Source organism: Microcoleus sp. B3-D7 (assembly GCF_036705305.1).
Lineage (GTDB): Bacteria > Cyanobacteriota > Cyanobacteriia > Cyanobacteriales > Microcoleaceae > Microcoleus.
On the sequence record NZ_JAUBUE010000011.1, the window covers coordinates 93,126 to 113,978 of the forward strand.

Genomic DNA, 20,853 nt, shown 5'->3' on the forward strand with positions numbered 1-20,853 from the left:
TATTCCTAGCAAAATCAACCGGATTTTACTGAAATCTTGATAATTGCTCCAATTCTAGCCAGCAAAAGAGTCTTTGTTTGCGGGACTCCCAGCTATCGCCAAAATCGCACAAATCCGATTCAGTTATTCGCATATCCCAGAAATCCGGCATTCCCGGGTTGACTGGCCCCTGGCCGCACTGAGATAAACTATCGGCGGCGGCTCATCAATTACAGGTTGAAGATTTTTTGTCATAAATTTACTAATCTCCATATCTAAAGTAGCTGCAAAATCAGGTTCATCCCAATCCTCGCTTTCTTCAATGGTAATTGTTGTTGGTGGCCCAATATCAAAATCTAGCTGATCGCCAAAATCCGAAACTTTCTTAATTGGATCTATTTTCGGACTGGTATCAGTGGCCAAAGCTTGAGTTGTATTAGCTATTAATACGATCGGCAGTGCTACTATGGCACTTATTGTTTGTCGCGCCGTGATTTTCCTCATGGTATCCTCCTGATATAAACTAAACTTTAGTGCTGCTATACATTCAAGTTCTGCAGCTACTTTCCTGCGCTGTCAGCCGATTTTAGATTTTAGATTTTAGATTTACTCCACATATGAATCTGAGAGCTTTAACTATGGTCTAAAATTGTGGGCTACTTCCCACTCCTGTAGTTCGCAAGTATCCCTTTTTGAGCAGATTCATTAATTAATAGTGGCTTGTTTTTCCACAGGATATAACCTTATCTGTGATTGTTTGTGGCAAGTTTGCTTAACGGAGCATATCCGGTCAAGTGTGTGCCTTTCTATTTACTACGTGAAAACTCTTAAACAGTCAGGTTTTCCCGTTAAGTAATTCCCCAACCTTTGCGAGTGTTAATCTCAGACTCAAAGCAAAGTGGGTGAAAAGTTCGATCGCACACCAGTTTTCGCACACCAGTTTTCGCACACCAGTTTTCGCACTCCCGCGCTGCCACCAGCAAGCTGATGTGACATACCACAGCCACCGGATATCTGTCAATACTTATATCTTAACATTTCTAAGTTGTTGCATAATTCTCGTTACCAGGAAGAGCCTGGTAACGCAGCTCGGCGAGACAGAGCCTCCAGCCAAGTCGAGAGAGAGGACTCCTATTTCGTCAAGCCGTGTTCGAGAGCGAAGCGAACCAACTCAGTACGGCTGTTAGTACCCGTCTTGCTAAACAAACGGCTGACGTACTTTTCCACATTACGCACGCTAGTTTCCAAGCGGCGGGCAATTTCCTTATTCATCAAACCTTGAGCAACCAAATCCAAAACACTTTGTTCTCGCGGAGTCAAATCAATTTTAATCGGCGAAGGACTTTGGGCGATCGAACTCCGCCCACTCAGCAAAGACTCAATTCTTGCCATTTGGCTTGTCAAAGCAGCAATATCGGGACTTTCAGCATTTTCGCTCGTCTCCTTAGCAGCCGCGCGACGGGCCAGCAAATTGGTTACTATTGCTACTAACTCGTCGGGATCGAAGGGCTTAGAAAGATAAGCATCGCAGCCTGCTTGATAGCCTTGAATGCGATCGCTCGTCATCCCCTTAGCCGTCAAAAATACCACCGGCAAAGCCTTATAGCGAGGATCTTCCCGCACTTGCTTGAGAAATTGATAACCGTCCACCTGGGGCATCATAATGTCTGAAATCACCAAATCGGGATTGTACTGCTGCAAGAGTTCCCAGCCATCCCGAGCATTACTGGCAACTTCAACCGCAAAATCGCTATCTTCCAAATAAGCTTGTACTGCTTCCCGCAAGCCCGGTTCATCATCTACCAATAATAATCGTGCTGACATAGTTGTTACCCTTACGCTTTACCACTATTTTTTAATTTAGCCGCATTTAAGTCTTATTGTCACTCCATCCCTCGAAGGAACTAAAAAAATTATTGTTCAACTCAAGAGCTTTGAGTTAGGTTTTGATTTAACGATGAAAAAGTTCTTAAATCTTTAATTCAAAACTCAAAACTCAAAACTCAAAATTATTATTGAACCCTTCCACTTAAACTTTGGAACGATCGGTCAAAATTTCATAACCAGTTTCTGTCACCAACACAGTATGCTCAAACTGAGCCGACATAGCATTGTCAACGGTTACAGCAGTCCACTTGTCAGAAAGCGTTCGAGTGTACTTAGAACCGGCATTCAGAATTGGTTCGATCGCCAATGTCATGCCCGCTCGCAATTTCACGTTCGGCATTTCCCGCGTGCGGAAATTGAAAACCGACGGTTCCTCGTGCAAATTTCGCCCGACACCGTGGCCGGTAAACTCCTCAACGATGTTAAAACCGTTGCTTTTGACATGATCTTCGATCGCACCAGCCAAATCGAGCAAATAGGCTCCAGCCTTCACTTGTTCGATACCTTTGTACAGAGCTTCTTCTGCGACTCGGATTAATTTTGCCGATTCGGGAGTCACTTCCACAACTGCGATCGTGATGCAAGAATCGCCGTGAAAACCTTGGTAATATGCCCCCGTATCTACCTTGAGAACATCTCCTGCCCGAATTACCTTTTTGGCGCTGGGGATGCCGTGAACAACTTCGTTATTAATGCTAGAGCAAATCGATCCTGGGAAACCGTGATAGCCTTTAAAACTCGGAGTTGCCCCCATAGCACGGATGCGTTTTTCGGCATAAGCATCCAAATCAGCAGTAGTCATTCCCGGTTTCACCATTTGGGAAATTTCTTTGAGTACCGTTGCAACGATTTTCCCTGCCTGCCGCATAATTTCGATTTCGCGTTCAGACTTAATTTCAATGCCTCGACGCTGTTTTTTGACTTGGGGTGCTTGAGTTGGGCTAGAAAGCAGACTGCTAAAAATATTCATGAATTGATTGGCGGGTAATTTTGTACTTTGACGGCAGGTTGAAGCAAAAAAACGGCAAATATCCACTTTTTTGTGGAAAAACGAGTGTCTTGTTCCGAACTGTCGATCGCTTGTCCTTGTAGCTAGCTTAATATTTTTCTCACTAATCGGCACGGGATTGGCGGGTCAACAAAGCGGTTTCAACCGCCGAGCCCGTTGGAGCGGGATTTCCGAGCATTCCTGTGAGGTTAGCAATTGTGGCAATTAACTTATTTATGTCAACTGGTTTAGATAAGTGCATCTGGAAACCAGCTTCCAGCGCTTGCTGGCGCTCTTCCTCTCTGGCGTAGGCCGTCAGAGCGATCGCAGGCATCTTTCCACCCCTGAGCAATTCCATTTCTCTCACGCGCGCGATCAACTCATAGCCGTCTGCTTCCGGCATTCCAATGTCGCTCAGCAGCAGATCCGGCCAATAACTCTCCAGTGCAGCTAGAGCCCCGGCCACCGATGCCGCCGAGCGCACGATAGCTCCTTCGTCCTCGAGTAAAGCAATCAAAAACTCCCGCGTGTCATCGTCATCATCCACCACCAGCAATTGCAAATTAGCCAGAGTGGGGAGAACCTCTGTCGCGTCATTGAGCGACGACCAATCATCGTCAGCAGCGAGGGCGTTCCTCTGAGCAAGAGGTAAAGCCACCGTAAATTTCGCACCCTCGCCCGGATTATTCTCTGCATACACCTTACCGCCGTGCAGTTCCACCAAGTGACGGACGATCGCCAATCCCAGTCCCAAACCCCCGTAAGACCTAGTTGTGCTGCTATCAGCTTGGCGGAAGCGATCGAAAACATAAGGCAAAAAATCAGCAGCGATACCAATGCCGCTATCAATTATCTCAATTTGAGCCTCATTTCCAACTGACTCTAACCGCACCTGTACTTTACCCTCTTGCGGACTAAACTTAATCGCATTTGACAGCAAATTCCACACAATTTGCTGCAAGCGATCGAAATCGCCGATAACTTCACCTACATTTGGACTGCACGTTAATTCTAGGACTATTGATTTTTCCTCAGCCAGGGGCTGCAAAGAATCTATTGCCAGGTTTATCGCAGATTCCAACCGAATCGGATGCTTATTTAAATTTAGTTTCCCCCGCAGAATCCGCGAAACATCTAAAATATCTTCGATGAGTTGAGATTGAGATTTAGCATTGCGCTCAATTGTTTCTAGGGCTTTCTCAATAGTGTCTTGGTCAAATTTTTTGGTACGAAGCAGCCTAGACCAGCCGAGAATTGCATTTAAAGGAGTGCGGAGTTCGTGAGAGAGAATAGCTAGAAATTCATCCTTCATCTGGTTAGCTCTCTCAGCTTCTTGCCGCGCCACTTGTTCCCGGAGTAGTCTGCCGCGTTCTTCCTCTGCTTGCTTGCGGTCTGTGACATCTCTAACCGTGCCCACGTGACCGATCAGTTTTCCCAAATCTGAAAACATTGGTGACGACTGCACGTGAACCCAACGCACAGTTTCGCTACCAGCTAATCGAAACTCGTTAGAATATTCCTGACTTTCTTTAATCCAAGCTAACCAATCTGTGACTACGCGCTCGCGATCTTCTGGATGAACTTCCCGCTGCCAAACCTCTGCCAAACTTTCCTCCAAAGTTAGCCCGCAAATCGCTTGACAACGCGGGTTGATGTAAGTACAGCGGCCTTCAACGTCAGCTAAGTAAATTCCCAGTGGCGAACAAGCACACAAAGTGCGAAACCGCTCTTCACTTTTACTTAGTTCACTATTAACTGCAGCTAACTGTGTTGCTTGCTGCTTCACCTCGACTGTTTTTTGGAACAATTCCACAAATACCTGCACCTTCGAGGTCAATATTTCCGGTTCCAAGGGTTTGAACAGGTAATCCACCGCACCCAGAGAATAACCTTTAAACACGTGGGTGTCATTACTGCTGAATGCTGTGATAAAAATAATCGGAGTCGCTCGCGATCGATCTCTAGAGCGAATCAATGTTGCTGTCTCAAATCCATCCATTCCCGGCATCTGCACATCAAGCAAAATTACTGCAAAATCTTCATTAAGCAGACATCTCAGAGCCTCCGCGCCCGAATTAGCTTGTACTAGATGATAAGAGGGGCTGTTGAGAATAGCTTCGAGAGCTACCAAATTTTCTGGGCGATCGTCAACTAAAAGGACATTTACTCGATGGGGGGACTGCAGATTCATAATTTTTTTAATCTTTAATTCTTAGCAAATTGACTAAACAGGGAGCGATTTTAGAGAGGGGTAAAATCCAGTCTACTTCAACATTTGCGATCGCCGACGCTGGCATGGCCGGGCATAGAGCTGAAGCCGGTTCCTCCACAAATGTCAATCCTCCCTCAGCTTTAATTTTTGCCAGCCCTTTACTGCCATCCGAATTAGCTCCCGTTAAAATTATGCCGATAACTTTCTCCCCAAAGGCATCCGCAGCAGACTCAAACAGCACATCGATTGAGGGCCGCGCGTAGCTGACAGGACCCTCAGTTGATAGTGCAAATTTAGGAGTTCCGCGATAGGGGATTGGGAATTTTGAATTGTGGATTGACTCCACTGCCACGCTCCCCCCTTCTGTAAAGTCGTTTTCATACAGGCTAAACTCCTCGTCAGAGGGCGATTCTATTAGCAAATGATAGTCAGCAGGAGCAAAGTAAACCCGTCCAGGTACGATCTCCTCTTTGTCTTGGGCCTCTGTGATTTGCAGAGAGCATTGCTGTTGTAAAACATCAGTAAGCCTATTCTGAGAACTCTTATGGCGGTGTTGGACAATAACTACAGGCAAAGGAAAGCTTTGTGGCAAATCTGCCAGCAGCACAGTCAGAGCCTGTAGCCCTCCCAAAGACGTGCCAACAACCACTATTTCAAAATTTTTTTTATTTAATTCTCCGGTAGAGTTTATCACTACTTTCAATGGGTTCATAGTATTTTTCATAAGGTGTAAAAGTTAGAGACTCCTGATGTCCTAGTCCTAAAACCCCAAACATTCCCAGGCTCTCATAAAAAAGCTTGTGTACCCGCTCTTGGAGGTGTGGATTGAAATAAATCATCACATTACGGCATAAAATAACATTAAATTCATTAAAAGAGTTATCCGTTGCTAAGTTGTGGTGAGCAAACACAATATTATCTTTAAGGGAAGAGCGAAAAATCGCATTTTCATAGGCAGCAGTGTAATACTCAGAAAACGCTTTCTTGCCCCCCGCTTGGTGGTAGAGTTGCGTATATTCTTGCATTTGTTTCAGCGGAAATATCCCTGTTTTGGCTGTTTTTAAAACTAATTCATTCATGTCCGTAGCGTAAATCCGACAACGGTCGTACAGTCCTTCTTCTTGCAGCAAGATTGCCATAGAATAGACTTCTTCTCCCGTTGAACATCCAGCGTGCCAAATCCGAATAAAAGGATAAGTACGCAGCAGCGGCACCACTTTATTTCTGAAACTAATGTAAAAGCTGGGATCGCGAAACATCGCCGTTACATTGACAGAAATGTCCAGCAGTAAACGGTCTAGATAAGCAGGATTGTGCAGTACCTTTTCCTGAAGTGCCGAGACAGTGGTGAGCCGTTCCGAGCGAATAGTGTTCCAAATACGGCGCTTGAGAGAGGCAAGAGCATAATTGCGAAAATCAAATCCGTAATAGCGAAACATTCCCTCTAGTAGGAGTTGAATTTCGATTGTTTCAAGTTCATGGCTTTCGGACATTTTTAATTACTAATTGGTTATTGGGCATTGTTGACTGTTGACTGTTGACTGTTGACTGTTGACTGTTGACTGATGACTGATGACTGATGACTGTTGACTGTTGACTGTTGACTGCTGACTGTTGACAACTAATAACTAAAAACTGCCAACAGTCAACTGCCAACTGACAACTTACTTCCATTATCGATAAAGCCAGACACGCAGCAGCGAGAGCAACTGTTCCGTATCAACAGGTTTGGTAATGTAGTCAGACGCACCAGCTTCGATACATTTTTCCCGATCGCCCTTCATAGCTTTCGCAGTCAGAGCAATCATTGGCAAGGAAGCAAATTGAGGCATATTACGAATTGCTTGCATGGTTTCGTAACCGTCCATCTCTGGCATCATCACGTCCATCAACACAATATTTATCTCAGGCGTATTTTGCAATTTAGCAATACCCTCTCTGCCATTCTCAGCATACACAACTTCCATTTTATGGCGCTCCAGCATACTTGTGAGGGCGAAAATATTCCGCATATCGTCGTCAACAATCAAGACTGTTTTGCCAGCCAGCGTCGAATCTGTCTGATACAATTGCTCTAGCATTTGGCGCTTGGGTTCGGGCAAATTTGCTTGCACTCGGTGCAAAAACAAAGCTGTTTCATCTAACAAACGTTCCGGCGATCGCACATCTTTAACAATGATTGTTTCGGCCATGCGCTTGAGTTGACTTTCTTCGGATCTTGTCAACTCTTTGCCCGTATAAATAATAAGCGGCAGACTTTTCAAAGTAGCCTCTTGCTTGATCTGCTCGATCAGTTCAAAACCAGTCATATCTGGTAGTCCCAAATCGAGTACAACGCAGTCAAAATGCCCCGATTTCAAAATTTCTAGCGCCTCTGCACCACTCCCCACAGCCGTTGTAGAAACATCGTGATTACCGATTAAATCCACAATGCTCAGACGCTGTGTTTCGTCGTCTTCCACGACTAGCAAATTCTTCACTGGCCGCTCCACAAACCCCTTAATATCAGTCAAAGCTTTGCTCAATGCTTCGCGACTGACAGGCTTTTGTAAGTAGGCGATCGCCCCTAACTGCAAACTGCGCTGCCGCCCTTCTTCAACTGATACGATGTGAACCGGAATGTGGCGCGTACTTGGGTCGTGCTTCAAGCGATCGAGCACTGTCCAGCCATCCATCACAGGCAAATTTAGATCCAGCATAATCGCAGTTGGCTTGAACTCTCGCGCCATCGCCAAACCGATATCGCTCCGCAAAGCCACCAAACCTTTAAAACCCTGTTCCTGCGCCATATCCAACAGAATTCGAGCGAAGTTTACATCATCTTCAATAATCAAAAGCACGCGATCGCCACTCTCAATATTTTCTCGATCATCAGAGATTAAAGGTGAGGGGTAAGGCGCGATCGGCAAGTGGAAATTCGGCAAAGGAAGTGCGGGAGGATTAGCAGGGGATAATTGAGGCGTTTGCTTGCCCATTCCCGATCCCGTATCATTATTGATTATTCGCGATTCTTGGTAAGTTTGTGGCAGATAAAGCGTGAACCTACTACCCTCACCAGGGCGACTTGTCAATTTAATTTCTCCACCTAACAAATTAGCGATTTCTCTACTAATTGACAAACCCAAACCCGTGCCCCCGTATTTGCGGCTAGTGCTACCATCTGCTTGTTGGAAAGCCTCAAAAATAACCCTGTGTTTTTCAGCAGAAATCCCAATCCCGGTATCGCTAACTGAGAAAGCCAAAACAGTAGGGGAACTCCTTAAACTTTGTATCTCTAAACTCCACCCTTCCCGCGCTACTTCGGCATGCAATTTCACCTCACCTCGCTCTGTAAACTTAAACGCATTAGAGAGGAGATTCTTCAAAACTTGTTGCAGCCGTTTAGCATCAGTATAGAGACCTTTTGGCAACCCAGCCTCAAGCTCTATTTTAAAACTCAACTTCTTATCCTGGGCGATTTGGCGGAAAGTGCGATCCAAATGATCTCGCAAGTCCGTAAACAACACTTGCTCTATTTCCACTGACATCGTGCCAGATTCAATCTTAGCGAGATCCAAGATGTCATTAATCAGCCCCAGCAAATCATTTCCCGCCGAGTAAATTGTGCGCGTGTATTCAACTTGCTTCTGAGTCAAATTGCCTTCAGTATTGTCAGAAAGCAATCGAGCCAGAATCAACAGCGAATTTAGCGGAGTTCGCAACTCGTGAGACATATTTGCCAGAAACTCCGACTTATACTTAGAAGTTAGAGCCAACTGTTCTGCTCTTTCTTCCAACAACCCCCTCGCCTGTTCGATATCTCGGTTTTTCCGCTCCACTTCCTTATTTTGCAGCGCTAGCAATTCCGCTTGTTCTTCTAGTTCTTCATTCGTTTGTTGCAACTCTTCCTGCTGACTCTTTAACAGTTCCTCAGATGCGCGGAGTGACTGCGCTTGTTGTTCCAGACGCTTGTTAGTTTCCGTTAGTTCTTTTTGCTGAGTTTGTAACTCTTCGGCCAAAGACTGTGACTGTTTCAGCAACTCTTCCGTCCGCATACTCGCCGCAATTGTATTTAAGACAATGGCGATACTTTCTGTAAGTTGGTCGAGGAAAGTCAAGTGTATTTCGCTGAATCGGCGGAACGAAGCTAACTCGATTACTGCCGTCACTTGTCCCTCAAATAGTACGGGTAAAACCACCACATTCAGCGGCGTAGATTCTCCCAGTCCCGAGCCAATTTTAACGTAGTTTTCCGGCACTTCTGTCAACAGTATGCGTTCCTTTTCCAGAGCGCACTGTCCTACCAAACCTTCGCCTAAATGGAATCGATTTCCTAACTGTTTGCGTTCGCGGTAGGCGTAGGTACTTAACAGTTTGAGAAACGGATCGTGTTCGACCGATTCCATCATGAAGAAGACGCCATGCTGAGCAGAAACCAACGGCGTCAATTCTGAGAGAATTAGTTTAGAAACTGTTTCTAAATCCCGCTGACCTTGTAGCATTCGAGTAAACTTAGCAAGGTTTGTTTTCAGCCAATCTTGCTCAGTATTTTTCTGCGTAGTCTCCCGGAGATTGGCGATCATCTGGTTAATGTTGTCCTTAACGATCGCAACTTCTCCTTCCGTGGCGACGGAAATTGACCTCGTTAAATCGCCTCTGGTAACAGCAATTGCCACTTCGGCGATCGCCCGCAACTGAGTAGTCAAATTCGCCGCCAATTCATTCACATTATCCGTCAAATCTCGCCACGTCCCCGCCGCGCCCGGAACCTTCGCCTGGCCGCCCAATTTCCCTTCAATTCCCACCTCCCGCGCCACGGTAGTAACTTGATCGGCAAACGTCGCCAGCGTATCAATCATCTCGTTAATCGTATCTGCCAGAGTCGCAATTTCTCCCTTAGCTTCCAGCATTAATTTGCGCTTCAAATCGCCATTTGCCACCGCCGTCACAACCTTAGCAATACCCCGCACTTGCGCTGTCAAATTCCCCGCCATCGAGTTTACATTGTCGGTTAAATCTTTCCAAGTTCCCGCAACTCCTTTCACCTCAGCTTGACCGCCCAATTTACCCTCAGTTCCCACCTCCCGCGCCACCCGCGTTACCTCAGATGCGAAGGAATTAAGCTGATCCACCATCACGTTAATAGTGTCTTTCAACTCCAGAATTTCGCCTTTGACATCGACGGTGATTTTCTTAGACAAATCGCCATTTGCCACCGCTTTCGTCACTTCCGCAATATTCCGCACCTGCGCCGTCAAATTCCCCGCCATCAAGTTTACGTTGTCGGTTAAATCTTTCCAAGTTCCCCCTACACCCCGCACGTAAGCTTGCACGCCTAATTTACCTTCCGTTCCCACTTCTCTCGCCACCCGCGTTACTTCAGATGCGAAGGAACTCAACTGATCCACCATGATGTTAATCGTGTTTTTCAGTTCGAGAATTTCACCTTTTACATCTACAGTAATTTTCTTCGACAAGTCGCCATTTGCCACCGCCGTTGTCACTTCGGCAATGTTACGCACTTGTGCTGTTAAATTCCCCGCCATTGAGTTAACTGAATCCGTTAAATCTTTCCAGGTTCCAGCAACTCCTTTAACTTCAGCTTGCACGCCTAACTTCCCTTCCGTTCCCACTTCCCTCGCAACCCTGGTTACTTCTGAAGCAAAGGAATTTAACTGATCCACCATCGTGTTGACGGTGTTTTTTAACTCCAGAATTTCACCTTTTACATCTACAGTAATTTTCTTCGACAAGTCGCCATTTGCCACAGCAGTAGTAACAGCCGCAATATTCCGTACTTGCTCTGTCAAACTACCCGCCATAAAATTAACTGAATCCGTTAAATCCTTCCAAGTTCCTGCTACGCCTCGGACATCCGCTTGACCGCCGAGTTTACCTTCGGAACCCACTTCCCTAGCAACCCTGGTTACTTCAGATGCAAAGGAATTAAGCTGATCCACCATCACGTTAATGGTGTTTTTCAGTTCTAAAATTTCGCCTTTAACCTGTACCGTAATTTTTTTAGATAAGTCACCGTTAGCAACAGCCGTCGTCACCTCAGCAATGTTGCGGACTTGTGCTGTTAAATTTCCGGCCATCGAGTTAACTGAATCCGTTAAATCTTTCCAGGTTCCTGCTACTTCCTGCACTTCAGCTTGCACGCCTAATTTCCCTTCGGTTCCCACTTCCCTAGCAACCCTGGTTACTTCAGATGCGAAGGAATTTAACTGGTCAACCATCGTGTTGACGGTGTTTTTGAGTTCGAGAATTTCCCCTTTAACATCTACTGTAATTTTCTTAGATAAATCGCCCTTTGCCACAGCGGTTGTCACTTCCGCGATGTTCCGCACTTGTGCTGTCAAACTGCCTGCCATGAAGTTAACGCTATCCGTTAAATCCTTCCAAGTTCCGGCAACTCCTTTCACCTCAGCTTGACCGCCGAGTTTGCCTTCGGAACCTACTTCTCTCGCCACCCGCGTTACCTCAGATGCGAAGGAATTTAACTGATCCACCATGATGTTAATCGTGTTTTTTAACTCCAGAATTTCACCTTTAACATCTACTGTAATTTTTTTAGATAAGTCACCATTTGCCACAGCCGTCGTCACGTCGGCAATGTTCCGTACTTGTGCCGTAAGATTGCCGGCCATGGAGTTAACTGAATCCGTTAAATCTTTCCAGGTTCCTGCAACTCCCCGCACTTCAGCTTGCACCCCTAATTTGCCTTCGGTTCCCACTTCTCTCGCCACCCGCGTTACTTCAGATGCGAAGGAACTCAACTGATCCACCATGATGTTAATCGTGTTTTTCAGTTCGAGAATTTCACCTTTTACATCTACGGTAATTTTCTTCGACAAGTCGCCATTTGCCACCGCCGTTGTCACTTCAGCAATGTTACGCACTTGTGCTGTTAAATTCCCCGCCATCGAGTTAACTGAATCCGTTAAATCTTTCCAAGTTCCAGCAACTCCTTTAACTTCAGCTTGCACGCCTAACTTCCCTTCGGTTCCCACTTCCCTAGCCACCCGCGTTACTTCCGACGCAAAGGAGCTCAATTGGTCTACCATTGTGTTAACAATTTGCGCTGTTTGGAGGAATTCTCCTTTGAGGGGTCTGTCTTCTATTTCTAAGGCGATAGTTTGCGATAAATCTCCTTTTGCTACGGCCCGAATTACTCTGGCGGTTTCAGAGGTTGGTTGCACTAAATCTGTAATTAGGGTATTGACAGAGTTTACGCTAGCTGCCCATGACCCCTCGGCGCTGCCGATGGTGGCCCGCTGGGCGATTTTGCCTTCTTTACCGACAACTGTGCCGATCCGCTCGAGTTCGGCCGCCATTCTCTCATTGAGATCGATAATGTCGTTCAGTTCGTCAGCAATTTTCCCCGCTAGACCGGTCTGGTCTATGGGCATCCGAACTGAAAAGTCCCCTTTTTTGACGGCCACTAAGGTTCTAAGTAACTGTTTGGCATAAGCATTATTGGAATTGGGGGCTGTTATCTGTGCAGTTGACATGGCCGTTACCTTTGACGAGTTTGGAGGGGAAGGGGGGAATATTTTTGAGATTATTGATATTATCCGACTAAAGCAGTGTCTGATTGCTTCTATCGAAAGATGGATGACAAATTGCTGTTTATCAGCTATTTTGTTATTGGTTATTTTATAGTGGTTCGCAGGCTCTTCTTAGTAACCAGTTAATTGTCGGGTGTCACGAACAAGCCCGAAAGCCTGTTCCACCCTGTTCTACAAAGAGTGAATTTTATTGTAGGGCGGGCAGGATGCCCGCCCTACAGATTACCAACTGCGATTATTTCCAATTTTGCCACGAACTATTGAAAATAGAAGTACCCGGAAATGCGATGGGATTGGCATTTTGTTGCAACCGCAACTGTAACACTTCCAAGTTTGGCTTGCGGGAGGGCAATTCGTCCACTAATTCATAAGGTAGAATCCCCTTTTCTAGGGAAAAAGCAGCCGTAACTCCCGCCGCCGCACCGGCAGACCATTCAAAAGAATGCACTCGATAAGCAGCCGCCGCTGTGTGGCTAACAGCAATACTTTTACCCGCTACTAACATATTGTCAATTTTCTGGGGAATCATTGCCCGCAGCGGAATTTGGAACGGATAAGCTTGCCCTTGAGCTTTGCGAGTGCCTTCGCGTTCGGTATTTCCCGGTGCTTCCGGCGGACTGTTGGTCATGCAGGGGTGAAAGTCGATCGCATAATGACCGATACCCACAGAATCAGGATAAATCGTAGCGCGCGATCGCGATTTTGTATCCTCAACAGATTGACTTCCTACAGCCAAAGCCGGCGCATTCAAACCACCCACAGCCAACCACAAACTCCGATACTCTTCCTCCGACAAATTCTGGCGATAAAAATCAGCCGTAAAGTCAGTGCGAGACATATCAACTTCCCACACCATAAAACCTTGAGGCTGATTGAAACTCGGCCGCCCAATAATGCGCCGGCCCTCCCGCATATAAGGATATTTAGAAAGTCCGTGCACCGTCCCCATCGGCGAATCCAACCCGCTCAAAAAACGATTGTTTGGATTAGGCTTTTTCACTCCATCTCCTAGCTGTGAGTCAGTAGTTCCTGTTACCAGCCAGTAGAAAAATCCTTTGGCATTTTCCTCTCCCTTTCGCAAAGTTTCGGTTCGCAAACCGCCCATCCATCCCCCCGGTTGCAGTTGACCTGCTTCTTCCAACTGCTCGCGAGAATAAATTAAATTATCCTGGGCAGAACCGGGACGATAGTCATTGCCCCAAGTCCAGTTTTGCATCGATATATCCCCCGGATAAATCGGGAATTGCTTCGGGTCTGAAGGTCGCTTTTCATCCGGTCTCATGCTCCTGATTTGGCGGTAGGTGAAAACTAAGGGAAAGCTCGCCAATCTCTGCAATTCGTAGCTGTAGTAAGGAGCGTATTGTTGATAAAAAGACGGCACTTGATGCTGCTGCGGTTCCTTCGTTGCCTGCATCGCAAAGGTGTAGGTAAAACCTTGAGTGCAGTAAGCGTCGCCGGTGGCGCTGGGAGAGGAAGGTTCGAGGGGGGAACGCGGGTCAATTCCGAGGCGGTAGGGAACATCGGCAAGTCCGATCAATTCGCCTGTTTCAGTGGCATCTACAACGTACCAATCAGCACCCCCTTGTAAAGGCGGGGAACTTGGGGAATCTCCGCCCCTTTTTTTGTTAGGGGGGTTCTGAGAGGCTTTAGAAATAAACCGAATAATAGTTTTGTTAAATCGCGGAGAATTTTCGTAGCGATAGGCATCTTCGATAGTTTGAGAAAGAGTTTCGGTGTTGAGTGGTGGCGTGTTGGCGGCGGGTTTGTGTTGAATGGCGATCGCACTTTTAATTTGTTGACCCCCAACCGCATTTCCCCCCACAGCAGGAGTAATTGCTAGTTCTTTAACAACCGTATTGGGAAACCATTTCAACGTGCCTTTGCCTTTTCTAGCGGCATCCTGCAAGATGTTAAATAGAATTTTGTGACCGTCGTAGGGCATGAAACACGAATAGCTAACCCAACAGCCTCCAGGATTTAGCCGCCCGTAATGTTCCTTGATCCGCCCCCGCAATTCGAGGTAGCCGCGGGGGTAAAATAAGAGCGATCGCTGAGTCTCTCTTTCATCGAGTGCGGAAGTTCCCTGGGAGGAAATTTGACCGCCTACCCAGTCAGTAATTTCAGTAAGGCAAACTGTGCGCCCCGCCAGCAAACCTTCGTAAGCGGTAGCAGCGCCTGCGAGCCCCCCGCCTGCTACTAGAATGTCGCAAGTTTCTGCATTGTCTGGATTGCGCGGAGGTGCGGCAAATACTGGCGAAATGCTCCCTATCGCGGAAACTATGCCGAGGGTGAGGCTAAGGATCGATCGACCTTTGAGCAAAAATAGATACTGTCGAAGTTTCATCAGAGATTGTGGAATTAATTTTGACATAGCGCGAAAAACACTCATGCCATCTAAATGTTTATTTTGCAGTATACTGGTATTTCGCGGTGTTGTCAGGGAAAACTTTTTTAGAGAAGAGGCATTAATACCAGCAACAACTATTGAACAGCCGGCTCTACCTTATGCTCAAAATTGTCAAAATTTTTAGGTCATTGATTCCTTTTGAGAGTTTAACAATTACCACCAGTTTAACTTTTTCGGAGGTTTTACGCAGGTTGGACGAAGTTGTTACTCCTCCCAAAGTTGTTAGAATAATTATACCCTTTGGGCCGCCACCTGCTAAACCCTATGAAGGAACGATTTCTGGCAAAACCTTCACAATCAATCGCATCATGATCGGTCGAAATTTATTGTTCCCAATTATACAAGCAGAAATACAGACTCAACAGTTCGGTTGTTCCATCAAAATTAGGATGACTTTACATAAAATAGTTATAGGAATTTTGATTCTTTGGCTGTGGACAACTGGCAGTATTGGAATGTTTGCTTTATTTGCTTGGTTGGTCGAACCCTCCGTGGGAGCAATATTTTTACCAATTTTAGGAATGTTTATTTTTGGCTGGCTTTTATGCTTGATTCCTTTTAAAATAGAAGCAAAAGCAGCTACAAAATTTTTGTCTATTCTGTTAACCTAAAGTAATTTGTAACGGCAATATTTTAGCTGTATTATTAAAAACAATTTAGGTTCATCGGCCGTCAGCGGCGGTAAAAAAACTCCAAATTTATGCGTCAAAATCAACTCAAACAAAAAATTAAACAAGGGGAAACAGTCCTCGGTTTATTTATGAACTGCGCTTATCCCGCATTCATGGAAATATGCGGTCACGCTGGATTCGATTTCGCCGTTATCGATATGGAACACGGCCCCCTGAACCCGCTTGCTGCTGAAGATTTGTGTCGCGCCGCCGACTGCACTGGAATTGCACCGATTATTCGCGTCCGCAAAAATGACGGGCCGCAAATTCAACGAGCTCTCGATATCGGCAGTGCAGGCGTTCAAGTACCTCAAATTGAAAGCAAAATTGATGCCGAAACCGCTGTCAAAAGCGCTAAATACAGTCCTCTGGGCACGCGAGGCCTTTCCTTCGCTACGCGGGCGGGACTTTACACCGCCGCAGGTACAAATATCACCGATCGACTCAACGAAGAATCCTTAGTTGTGATTCATGTCGAAGGCAAAGGTGGCATCGACAACCTGGCAGAAATTGTTACTGTGCCAGAGGTGGACGTGATTTTTCTAGGGCCTTACGATCTGTCACAGTCGATCGGCATTCCCGGCCAAGTCCGCGATCCCCGAGTCATCGACATGATGCAGGAGGCAGTGCAAACCATCCGCAAAGCAGGCAAAGCCGCGGGTACTTTTGCTGACAACCCCGAAATCGCCCAGCAGTGGATTGATGCTGGCGTTCAGTACGTCACACTTGGGGTCGATGTTGCCGTTTTCCTGCGGGCCTGTCAGTCGCTGGTGAAAGCGGTCAATCGATTTTAGATTTTAGATTTTGGATTTTGGATTAAAAGAAGAACAAGCCCCCGGATTCATCTTGCAAGCTTTACGATATCTTTGCAATTTTGGTAGTGTCTTTTACGACACTACCAAAAAACCTGCGCTAGAGTAGAAGCATACACCTCCTCAAGGCAAAATTAGGGAGGGGAGCAAGGCTTCAGGGAGTAAAATCTATGAAAACCGTATTAGAATCCATTCATTTGGATTATGCCTTCATGTTTACTTTCAAAAAAGTAAACTCGATTAAGCTAGAAGGTTTCAAGGAATTTTTTGACGATATGCCTGTCGATCCGTATGTGAAAGGTAAGTATCGTTCTAGAAGATTATCGCGGTTTACAGTCAACGGAGATGAGTTAGTTAAGTTACCTCACGGCTATTTGTTTCAAAGCAAAACATACAATCCGCTAGTGGGTGATATCAGGCGGGAATTTGCCGAATTGGACGATCGGCTAATCGCCCTCGATAATTTCAAACAGATGATTTTTGCTTTTTTCGATTCCTGCAAAATTCACCCGGAAGCTGAAATCGGCATCCATCAAATCAGGACGACTTGTTCGCCGCACAATTTCGGCAACCCCGCACCGGAAGGCATTCACCAAGACGGTACTGATTTTATCGGGATTTTCTCGGTTGACAGAACTAATATTGTAGGCGGGGAAACGCATTTGTACTTGGCTAAAAAAGAGAAGCCTGTTTTTAATAAAGTTCTGCAGCCAGGGGAATTGCTGTTAGTTAACGACCACGAGTTTTTCCACTTTACTACGCCGATTAAACCGGAATCTGAAGGGGTGGGAACCAGGGATGTCTTTGTGCTGACTTCTCCGAGTTTGCTTTGCGATTGAGGATACAGTCTTGGACGCATAACCTAATGAAGTAGGGTGCGTACTCCGCACCTTACTTCGATTACCGATTACTGGATCTCACAGAGCACCTTTTGGTTTCGCCCCCACCCATCTCGATCGAGGTTAATGCTTGGGAAAATCGATTCCTGAAATGGATATTCCTTCCATCTTCTGCATATATCGTCCTTGAGCAGCTACACATTCTGCCATTTTTTCAGCTTGTATGGGTTGACTCCTTGGATCGGGCGAGATACCTCTATACTCCCATGTACCGCGAATGTCGCCAGAGAATGCTTTTCCATTGTTTTTTAATACTAGCTCTGTGCCAGTTGCATCAATATAGTATTTGCCATTTTCCAAAGACACGCTGCTAATTGTGATAGATTCGACTCCTTTGTAGGGATTTGCAGGGCCATCGACGATCTTGATGCAGATTCTATTGTTTTGATGTGCAATCTCTCTACGGGAGTTATTGAACATTGTTCCTTGAGCGTAGTAAGCTCCTGTGGGGAGAATTGTAGAGCCCTGTTGATTACTTTGAGCAGAGGACAATGATGAGATTGACAGAAGGATAGAACTAACAATTAGTGTTTCGATCGCCAAAAATTTCATTTGCAACAAAACTCCATTAAAATTGTTTTTTCAGATTCTACACCATCGCAGATGCTCTATAAACTTCTCTAGAGTTCTTGCAAAAGTCAAATTCACCCCCCGCAAGTCCCCCCTTATTAAGGGGGGAAACAAGAATAATCTTGCCTCCTCCCCTGATTCAAGGGGAGGTTTGGGGTGAGGTGCTTTGTATTTTTGCAAGAGTTATAATCATGACTCAACTCCTTACTACAAACCTTTCGTTAGTAGTGAGGACTTTATTCGTCTTTCTGGCTTTTAGTCAATCATGACTAAAGTTCTTACTATAAACCTGCATATTTTCCTAAAAAACCAGGTTTATGCGTCTAGCAACTCACAGATAAATTTTATCGAAACTTCCGTTCAGACTCTTGAATTGGAACATCATTAATGCTAGCTTCACGTCTTCGCATTAACCCATTTTCTGCAAATTCCCACTGTTCATTACCATAGGCGCGATACCAGTAGCCAGAATCATCATGCCACTCATACTCGAAACGAACAGAAATCCGATTCTCTGTAAAACTCCACAGTTCTTTCTTTAAACGGTAATCTAATTCCTTTGCCCATTTTCGTCTTAAAAAAGCCTTGATTTCTTCCCGTCCGCTGAAGAATTCGGCACGGTTTCGCCACTGAGAATCTTCCGTATAAGCTAAGGCTACTCGTTCTGGATCGCGGGTATTCCAGGCATCTTCAGCAGCTTGAACTTTGGCTTTAGCTGTTTCCAACGTAAAGGGCGGTAGAGGAGGTTTAGTTTCCATCAGCTTTGTTTTTTGTGATTAAAAAAGATAAATTACGGGATGCTCGCGCTACAGAGAGAGTTTTGGGAATTTGATATCAATCCTCAGCATCGGGATCGATTCCCATTGCTCGCAGTCGATCGGCTAACTGGGTAACTTTTCGCTCTGCTTGTTCGGCTCTTTCCCGTTCTTGTTCAGCTCTTTCCCGTTCTTGCTCGGTTCTAGCCCGCTCAATTTCAACTTGTTCGGAGCCAGTTAACAGCAAATTCCCCTGCGAATCCCACCACCGTAGCCAAAGAAGTTCTTGATTTTGATAGCTTCCCTGCCACATTCCCAATTCTACATCTAGTACAGGAATGGGATAGTGACCGCGTTCGTTTGGCTCCATCCTTCGATACACAAAATCTATTAGGTGATAGACCTCTAAATTGCCCGTTCTCATTTCATAAATGCCGTAGTAAGGAATGCGGATAATTCTCTCGTACACCCAAAACTTACCCGGTTTAGTGCTGGTACCGTCAGCGGCCACAGTCAAGGGAGTACGATCGCGCTCTTCCTCTCCATTACCGCTAGCAAATTCTAAAGCAATGAACGGAGCCATGTGTTCTCGCCAAAGTACATAAGAACGGCGAAAACCATCGAGTGTTGCGGGTACATTCGGCACGTAAAACCAATCCGGTGCTTCTGCACCTCGCTCTGGCGGGTCAGTTTCTCGCCAGTAAATGCCGCAATCTTGCCCGATCGCATATTGTCCATCTGGATGCAGTCGCTCTACAACCGGCCCGATCGAATCTGTCAGAATGATGCTCTGGGGATGCTCCTGAAAATTTTTCACAAATGTACCGTCTTCGTCTGGCAGTTGGGTATGATCGGGGAATGCAGGAGGCAGACCTGTAGCAGTTATTATCTCATTCATAGTCTTTTCCGTGCAGTTATGGTTGATTGTACTGCGAAATTTTAAAGCAATCCGATTTGAAACTCTAGCTAATATTAACTAAACCCAGCTAACCACAGCGGAAGCATCAACAGCAACCCGACAGAAGTGATGGCGATGCTGCTAGCTAACAAATCGCGATCGAGCTCGTAGACTTCTGCTAAAATTAGCACCGAAAGAGCTGTGGGCGTTCCCGACATCAACACCAACACGAACCTCGGATCGCCACTCAATCCGAAATAACTAGCACCCAATCCGATCAACACCGGCACAATTACCACTTTTAACAGCGACGGGATTAAAGCCAGTTCAAAACTTTCCCATTTCTTAATAGACCTCAACCGGATGCCAACCAGCAGTAAAGCACTGGCAATTACCACCCAAACCGCAGTCTCCAATCCCGATTCCACTGTCTCGGGCAGGGGGATGTTTCTAGTATAAAAACCAATTAAAAATGCCCACAGAGCGGGAACTGTCAGCACGTCCCGGATCTGAGTCCACCAGTGATTTTTTTGCTCGGAGTTCCCAAAATAGCTAGCAATAAATACACCGAAACAATAAGTTCCAATAACATTGTTAGTGACGCTGTACAAGACAGCCCAGTTGGTGTTATCGGTGCTGATGATAGACGGGGTGATTGCTAATCCAACAAAGCCAGTATTCCCTAACATCCCAGCTAGGATAAAACTCCCTTCGCTCGATCGCTTCAGGGAATTAAAATTTAATAAAAATAAATTTACCAGAGAATTTTTGCCCTGAAAATAGGGCTTTTGGATGTGGGCCGCACTCAGCCTACGCAATAATACCCAAGTCAGCCAAGCAAAACTCGTACTCAGAAATAACACGAATATGGCGATCGCCGGCGTGAATCCCACAGCACCCGAAAAATCGCTCTGACGGGCTAAAACTAGAATTTGCAGCGGTATCCCAATCCAGAAAAGAAAGTGGCTCAGCAGCTTGGGAAAATCAACTGGGATGTACCGAAACAGCAGCAGTCCTAAGCCCGTCCAGATAACTAGAGGGGTATAAGCGTGAAATAAGGTTTCAATCATAAAAATTTAACTAGACAATTGGAAATGCCTCTATCTATTAATAGTAATCCTAAAATCCGTTTAAGAAATGCGAATTGTCGTTAGCGGAGCCCTCGAAGAGGATCGCACTTGCACGCTTTTTCGTCCTAGCGTGTTCGCAGCACTCCAGGCCCAAA

General features: G+C 45.8%; 16 protein-coding genes. 3 read left to right on the forward strand and 13 right to left on the reverse strand.

What is annotated here, in order from left to right; genetic code table 11:
* Positions 1 to 123: 123 nt before the first annotated feature.
* The 9 genes from QUB25_RS10950 to QUB25_RS10990 all read right to left on the reverse strand — a co-directional run bounded on the left by QUB25_RS10950 (position 124) and on the right by QUB25_RS10990 (position 14,960).
* Positions 124 to 483 (reverse strand): hypothetical protein, encoded by a 360-nt coding sequence (locus tag QUB25_RS10950; protein WP_333183318.1) that lies wholly within the window; start codon positions 481 to 483, stop codon positions 124 to 126.
* A 331-nt stretch (positions 484 to 814) separates the two neighbouring features.
* Positions 815 to 1,000, reverse strand: coding sequence for a hypothetical protein (locus tag QUB25_RS10955; protein ID WP_333183320.1), 186 nt, complete (start codon positions 998 to 1,000; stop codon positions 815 to 817).
* Between the two features lie 110 nt (positions 1,001 to 1,110).
* On the reverse strand, positions 1,111 to 1,803 hold the full coding sequence (locus QUB25_RS10960) for a response regulator transcription factor (RefSeq protein ID WP_333038110.1): 693 nt from the start codon (positions 1,801 to 1,803) through the stop codon (positions 1,111 to 1,113).
* Between the two features lie 205 nt (positions 1,804 to 2,008).
* Positions 2,009 to 2,836: a type I methionyl aminopeptidase gene (gene map / locus QUB25_RS10965; protein WP_333061742.1), complete on the reverse strand. Its 828-nt coding sequence runs from the start codon at positions 2,834 to 2,836 to the stop codon at positions 2,009 to 2,011.
* A gap of 142 nt (positions 2,837 to 2,978) precedes the next feature.
* Positions 2,979 to 5,045 carry a response regulator gene (locus tag QUB25_RS10970; protein WP_333183322.1) on the reverse strand — a complete coding sequence of 689 codons (2,067 nt, stop codon included), beginning with the start codon at positions 5,043 to 5,045 and terminating at the stop codon, positions 2,979 to 2,981.
* Between the two features lie 7 nt (positions 5,046 to 5,052).
* Positions 5,053 to 5,778, reverse strand: coding sequence for a chemotaxis protein CheB (locus QUB25_RS10975; protein ID WP_333183324.1), 726 nt, complete (start codon positions 5,776 to 5,778; stop codon positions 5,053 to 5,055).
* Complete coding sequence (locus tag QUB25_RS10980) at positions 5,732 to 6,559, reverse strand: protein-glutamate O-methyltransferase CheR (protein ID WP_333038100.1); 828 nt, start codon at positions 6,557 to 6,559, stop codon at positions 5,732 to 5,734. Before QUB25_RS10980 ends, QUB25_RS10975 begins: the two co-directional genes overlap by 47 nt.
* A 180-nt stretch (positions 6,560 to 6,739) precedes the next feature.
* Positions 6,740 to 12,559 carry a HAMP domain-containing protein gene (locus QUB25_RS10985; RefSeq protein WP_333183326.1) on the reverse strand — a complete coding sequence of 1,940 codons (5,820 nt, stop codon included), beginning with the start codon at positions 12,557 to 12,559 and terminating at the stop codon, positions 6,740 to 6,742.
* Between the two features lie 292 nt (positions 12,560 to 12,851).
* Positions 12,852 to 14,960 (reverse strand): FAD-dependent oxidoreductase, encoded by a 2,109-nt coding sequence (locus QUB25_RS10990; RefSeq protein WP_333183328.1) that lies wholly within the window; start codon positions 14,958 to 14,960, stop codon positions 12,852 to 12,854.
* Between the two features lie 161 nt (positions 14,961 to 15,121).
* On the opposite strand from QUB25_RS10990, the gene QUB25_RS10995 reads away from it, so the two are divergent.
* From QUB25_RS10995 to QUB25_RS11005, 3 genes are all read left to right on the forward strand, one after another.
* Entirely contained in the window at positions 15,122 to 15,634 is a 513-nt protein-coding gene (locus QUB25_RS10995; RefSeq protein ID WP_333183330.1) for a hypothetical protein, read from the forward strand.
* A gap of 89 nt (positions 15,635 to 15,723) precedes the next feature.
* A complete protein-coding gene (locus tag QUB25_RS11000) occupies positions 15,724 to 16,488 on the forward strand; it encodes an HpcH/HpaI aldolase family protein (protein WP_006634056.1) in 765 nt (254 codons plus the stop codon).
* A 188-nt stretch (positions 16,489 to 16,676) separates the two neighbouring features.
* The gene (locus tag QUB25_RS11005; protein ID WP_333183333.1) at positions 16,677 to 17,345 is read left to right on the forward strand and encodes a 2OG-Fe dioxygenase family protein; all 669 of its coding nucleotides are present in this window, start codon (positions 16,677 to 16,679) and stop codon (positions 17,343 to 17,345) included.
* A 123-nt stretch (positions 17,346 to 17,468) separates the two neighbouring features.
* Here the strand turns inward: QUB25_RS11005 and QUB25_RS11010 are convergent, their stop codons facing one another.
* The 4 genes from QUB25_RS11010 to QUB25_RS11025 form a co-directional block, all read right to left on the reverse strand.
* Positions 17,469 to 17,957 (reverse strand): hypothetical protein, encoded by a 489-nt coding sequence (locus tag QUB25_RS11010; protein ID WP_333183334.1) that lies wholly within the window; start codon positions 17,955 to 17,957, stop codon positions 17,469 to 17,471.
* A gap of 362 nt (positions 17,958 to 18,319) precedes the next feature.
* Positions 18,320 to 18,733 carry a nuclear transport factor 2 family protein gene (locus QUB25_RS11015; RefSeq protein WP_333183336.1) on the reverse strand — a complete coding sequence of 138 codons (414 nt, stop codon included), beginning with the start codon at positions 18,731 to 18,733 and terminating at the stop codon, positions 18,320 to 18,322.
* Positions 18,734 to 18,809: 76 nt separating this feature from the next.
* Positions 18,810 to 19,628 carry a Uma2 family endonuclease gene (locus QUB25_RS11020; protein ID WP_333183338.1) on the reverse strand — a complete coding sequence of 273 codons (819 nt, stop codon included), beginning with the start codon at positions 19,626 to 19,628 and terminating at the stop codon, positions 18,810 to 18,812.
* Between the two features lie 74 nt (positions 19,629 to 19,702).
* A complete protein-coding gene (locus QUB25_RS11025; protein WP_333183340.1) occupies positions 19,703 to 20,698 on the reverse strand; it encodes an AEC family transporter in 996 nt (331 codons plus the stop codon).
* Positions 20,699 to 20,853: the final 155 nt, after the last annotated feature.

Coding starts and splice junctions, on each gene's coding strand:
- QUB25_RS10950 (WP_333183318.1), bottom strand. CDS start 483: ATGAGGAAAATCACGGCGCGACAAACAATAAGTGCCATAGTAGCACTG.
- QUB25_RS10960 (WP_333038110.1), bottom strand. CDS start 1,803: ATGTCAGCACGATTATTATTGGTAGATGATGAACCGGGCTTGCGGGAA.
- map (WP_333061742.1), bottom strand. CDS start 2,836: ATGAATATTTTTAGCAGTCTGCTTTCTAGCCCAACTCAAGCACCCCAA.
- QUB25_RS10970 (WP_333183322.1), bottom strand. CDS start 5,045: ATGAATCTGCAGTCCCCCCATCGAGTAAATGTCCTTTTAGTTGACGAT.
- QUB25_RS10975 (WP_333183324.1), bottom strand. CDS start 5,778: ATGAACCCATTGAAAGTAGTGATAAACTCTACCGGAGAATTAAATAAA.
- QUB25_RS10980 (WP_333038100.1), bottom strand. CDS start 6,559: ATGTCCGAAAGCCATGAACTTGAAACAATCGAAATTCAACTCCTACTA.
- QUB25_RS10985 (WP_333183326.1), bottom strand. CDS start 12,559: ATGTCAACTGCACAGATAACAGCCCCCAATTCCAATAATGCTTATGCC.
- QUB25_RS10990 (WP_333183328.1), bottom strand. CDS start 14,960: ATGAAACTTCGACAGTATCTATTTTTGCTCAAAGGTCGATCGATCCTT.
- QUB25_RS10995 (WP_333183330.1), top strand. CDS start 15,122: ATGCTCAAAATTGTCAAAATTTTTAGGTCATTGATTCCTTTTGAGAGT.
- QUB25_RS11000 (WP_006634056.1), top strand. CDS start 15,724: ATGCGTCAAAATCAACTCAAACAAAAAATTAAACAAGGGGAAACAGTC.
- QUB25_RS11005 (WP_333183333.1), top strand. CDS start 16,677: ATGAAAACCGTATTAGAATCCATTCATTTGGATTATGCCTTCATGTTT.
- QUB25_RS11010 (WP_333183334.1), bottom strand. CDS start 17,957: ATGAAATTTTTGGCGATCGAAACACTAATTGTTAGTTCTATCCTTCTG.
- QUB25_RS11015 (WP_333183336.1), bottom strand. CDS start 18,733: ATGGAAACTAAACCTCCTCTACCGCCCTTTACGTTGGAAACAGCTAAA.
- QUB25_RS11020 (WP_333183338.1), bottom strand. CDS start 19,628: ATGAATGAGATAATAACTGCTACAGGTCTGCCTCCTGCATTCCCCGAT.
- QUB25_RS11025 (WP_333183340.1), bottom strand. CDS start 20,698: ATGATTGAAACCTTATTTCACGCTTATACCCCTCTAGTTATCTGGACG.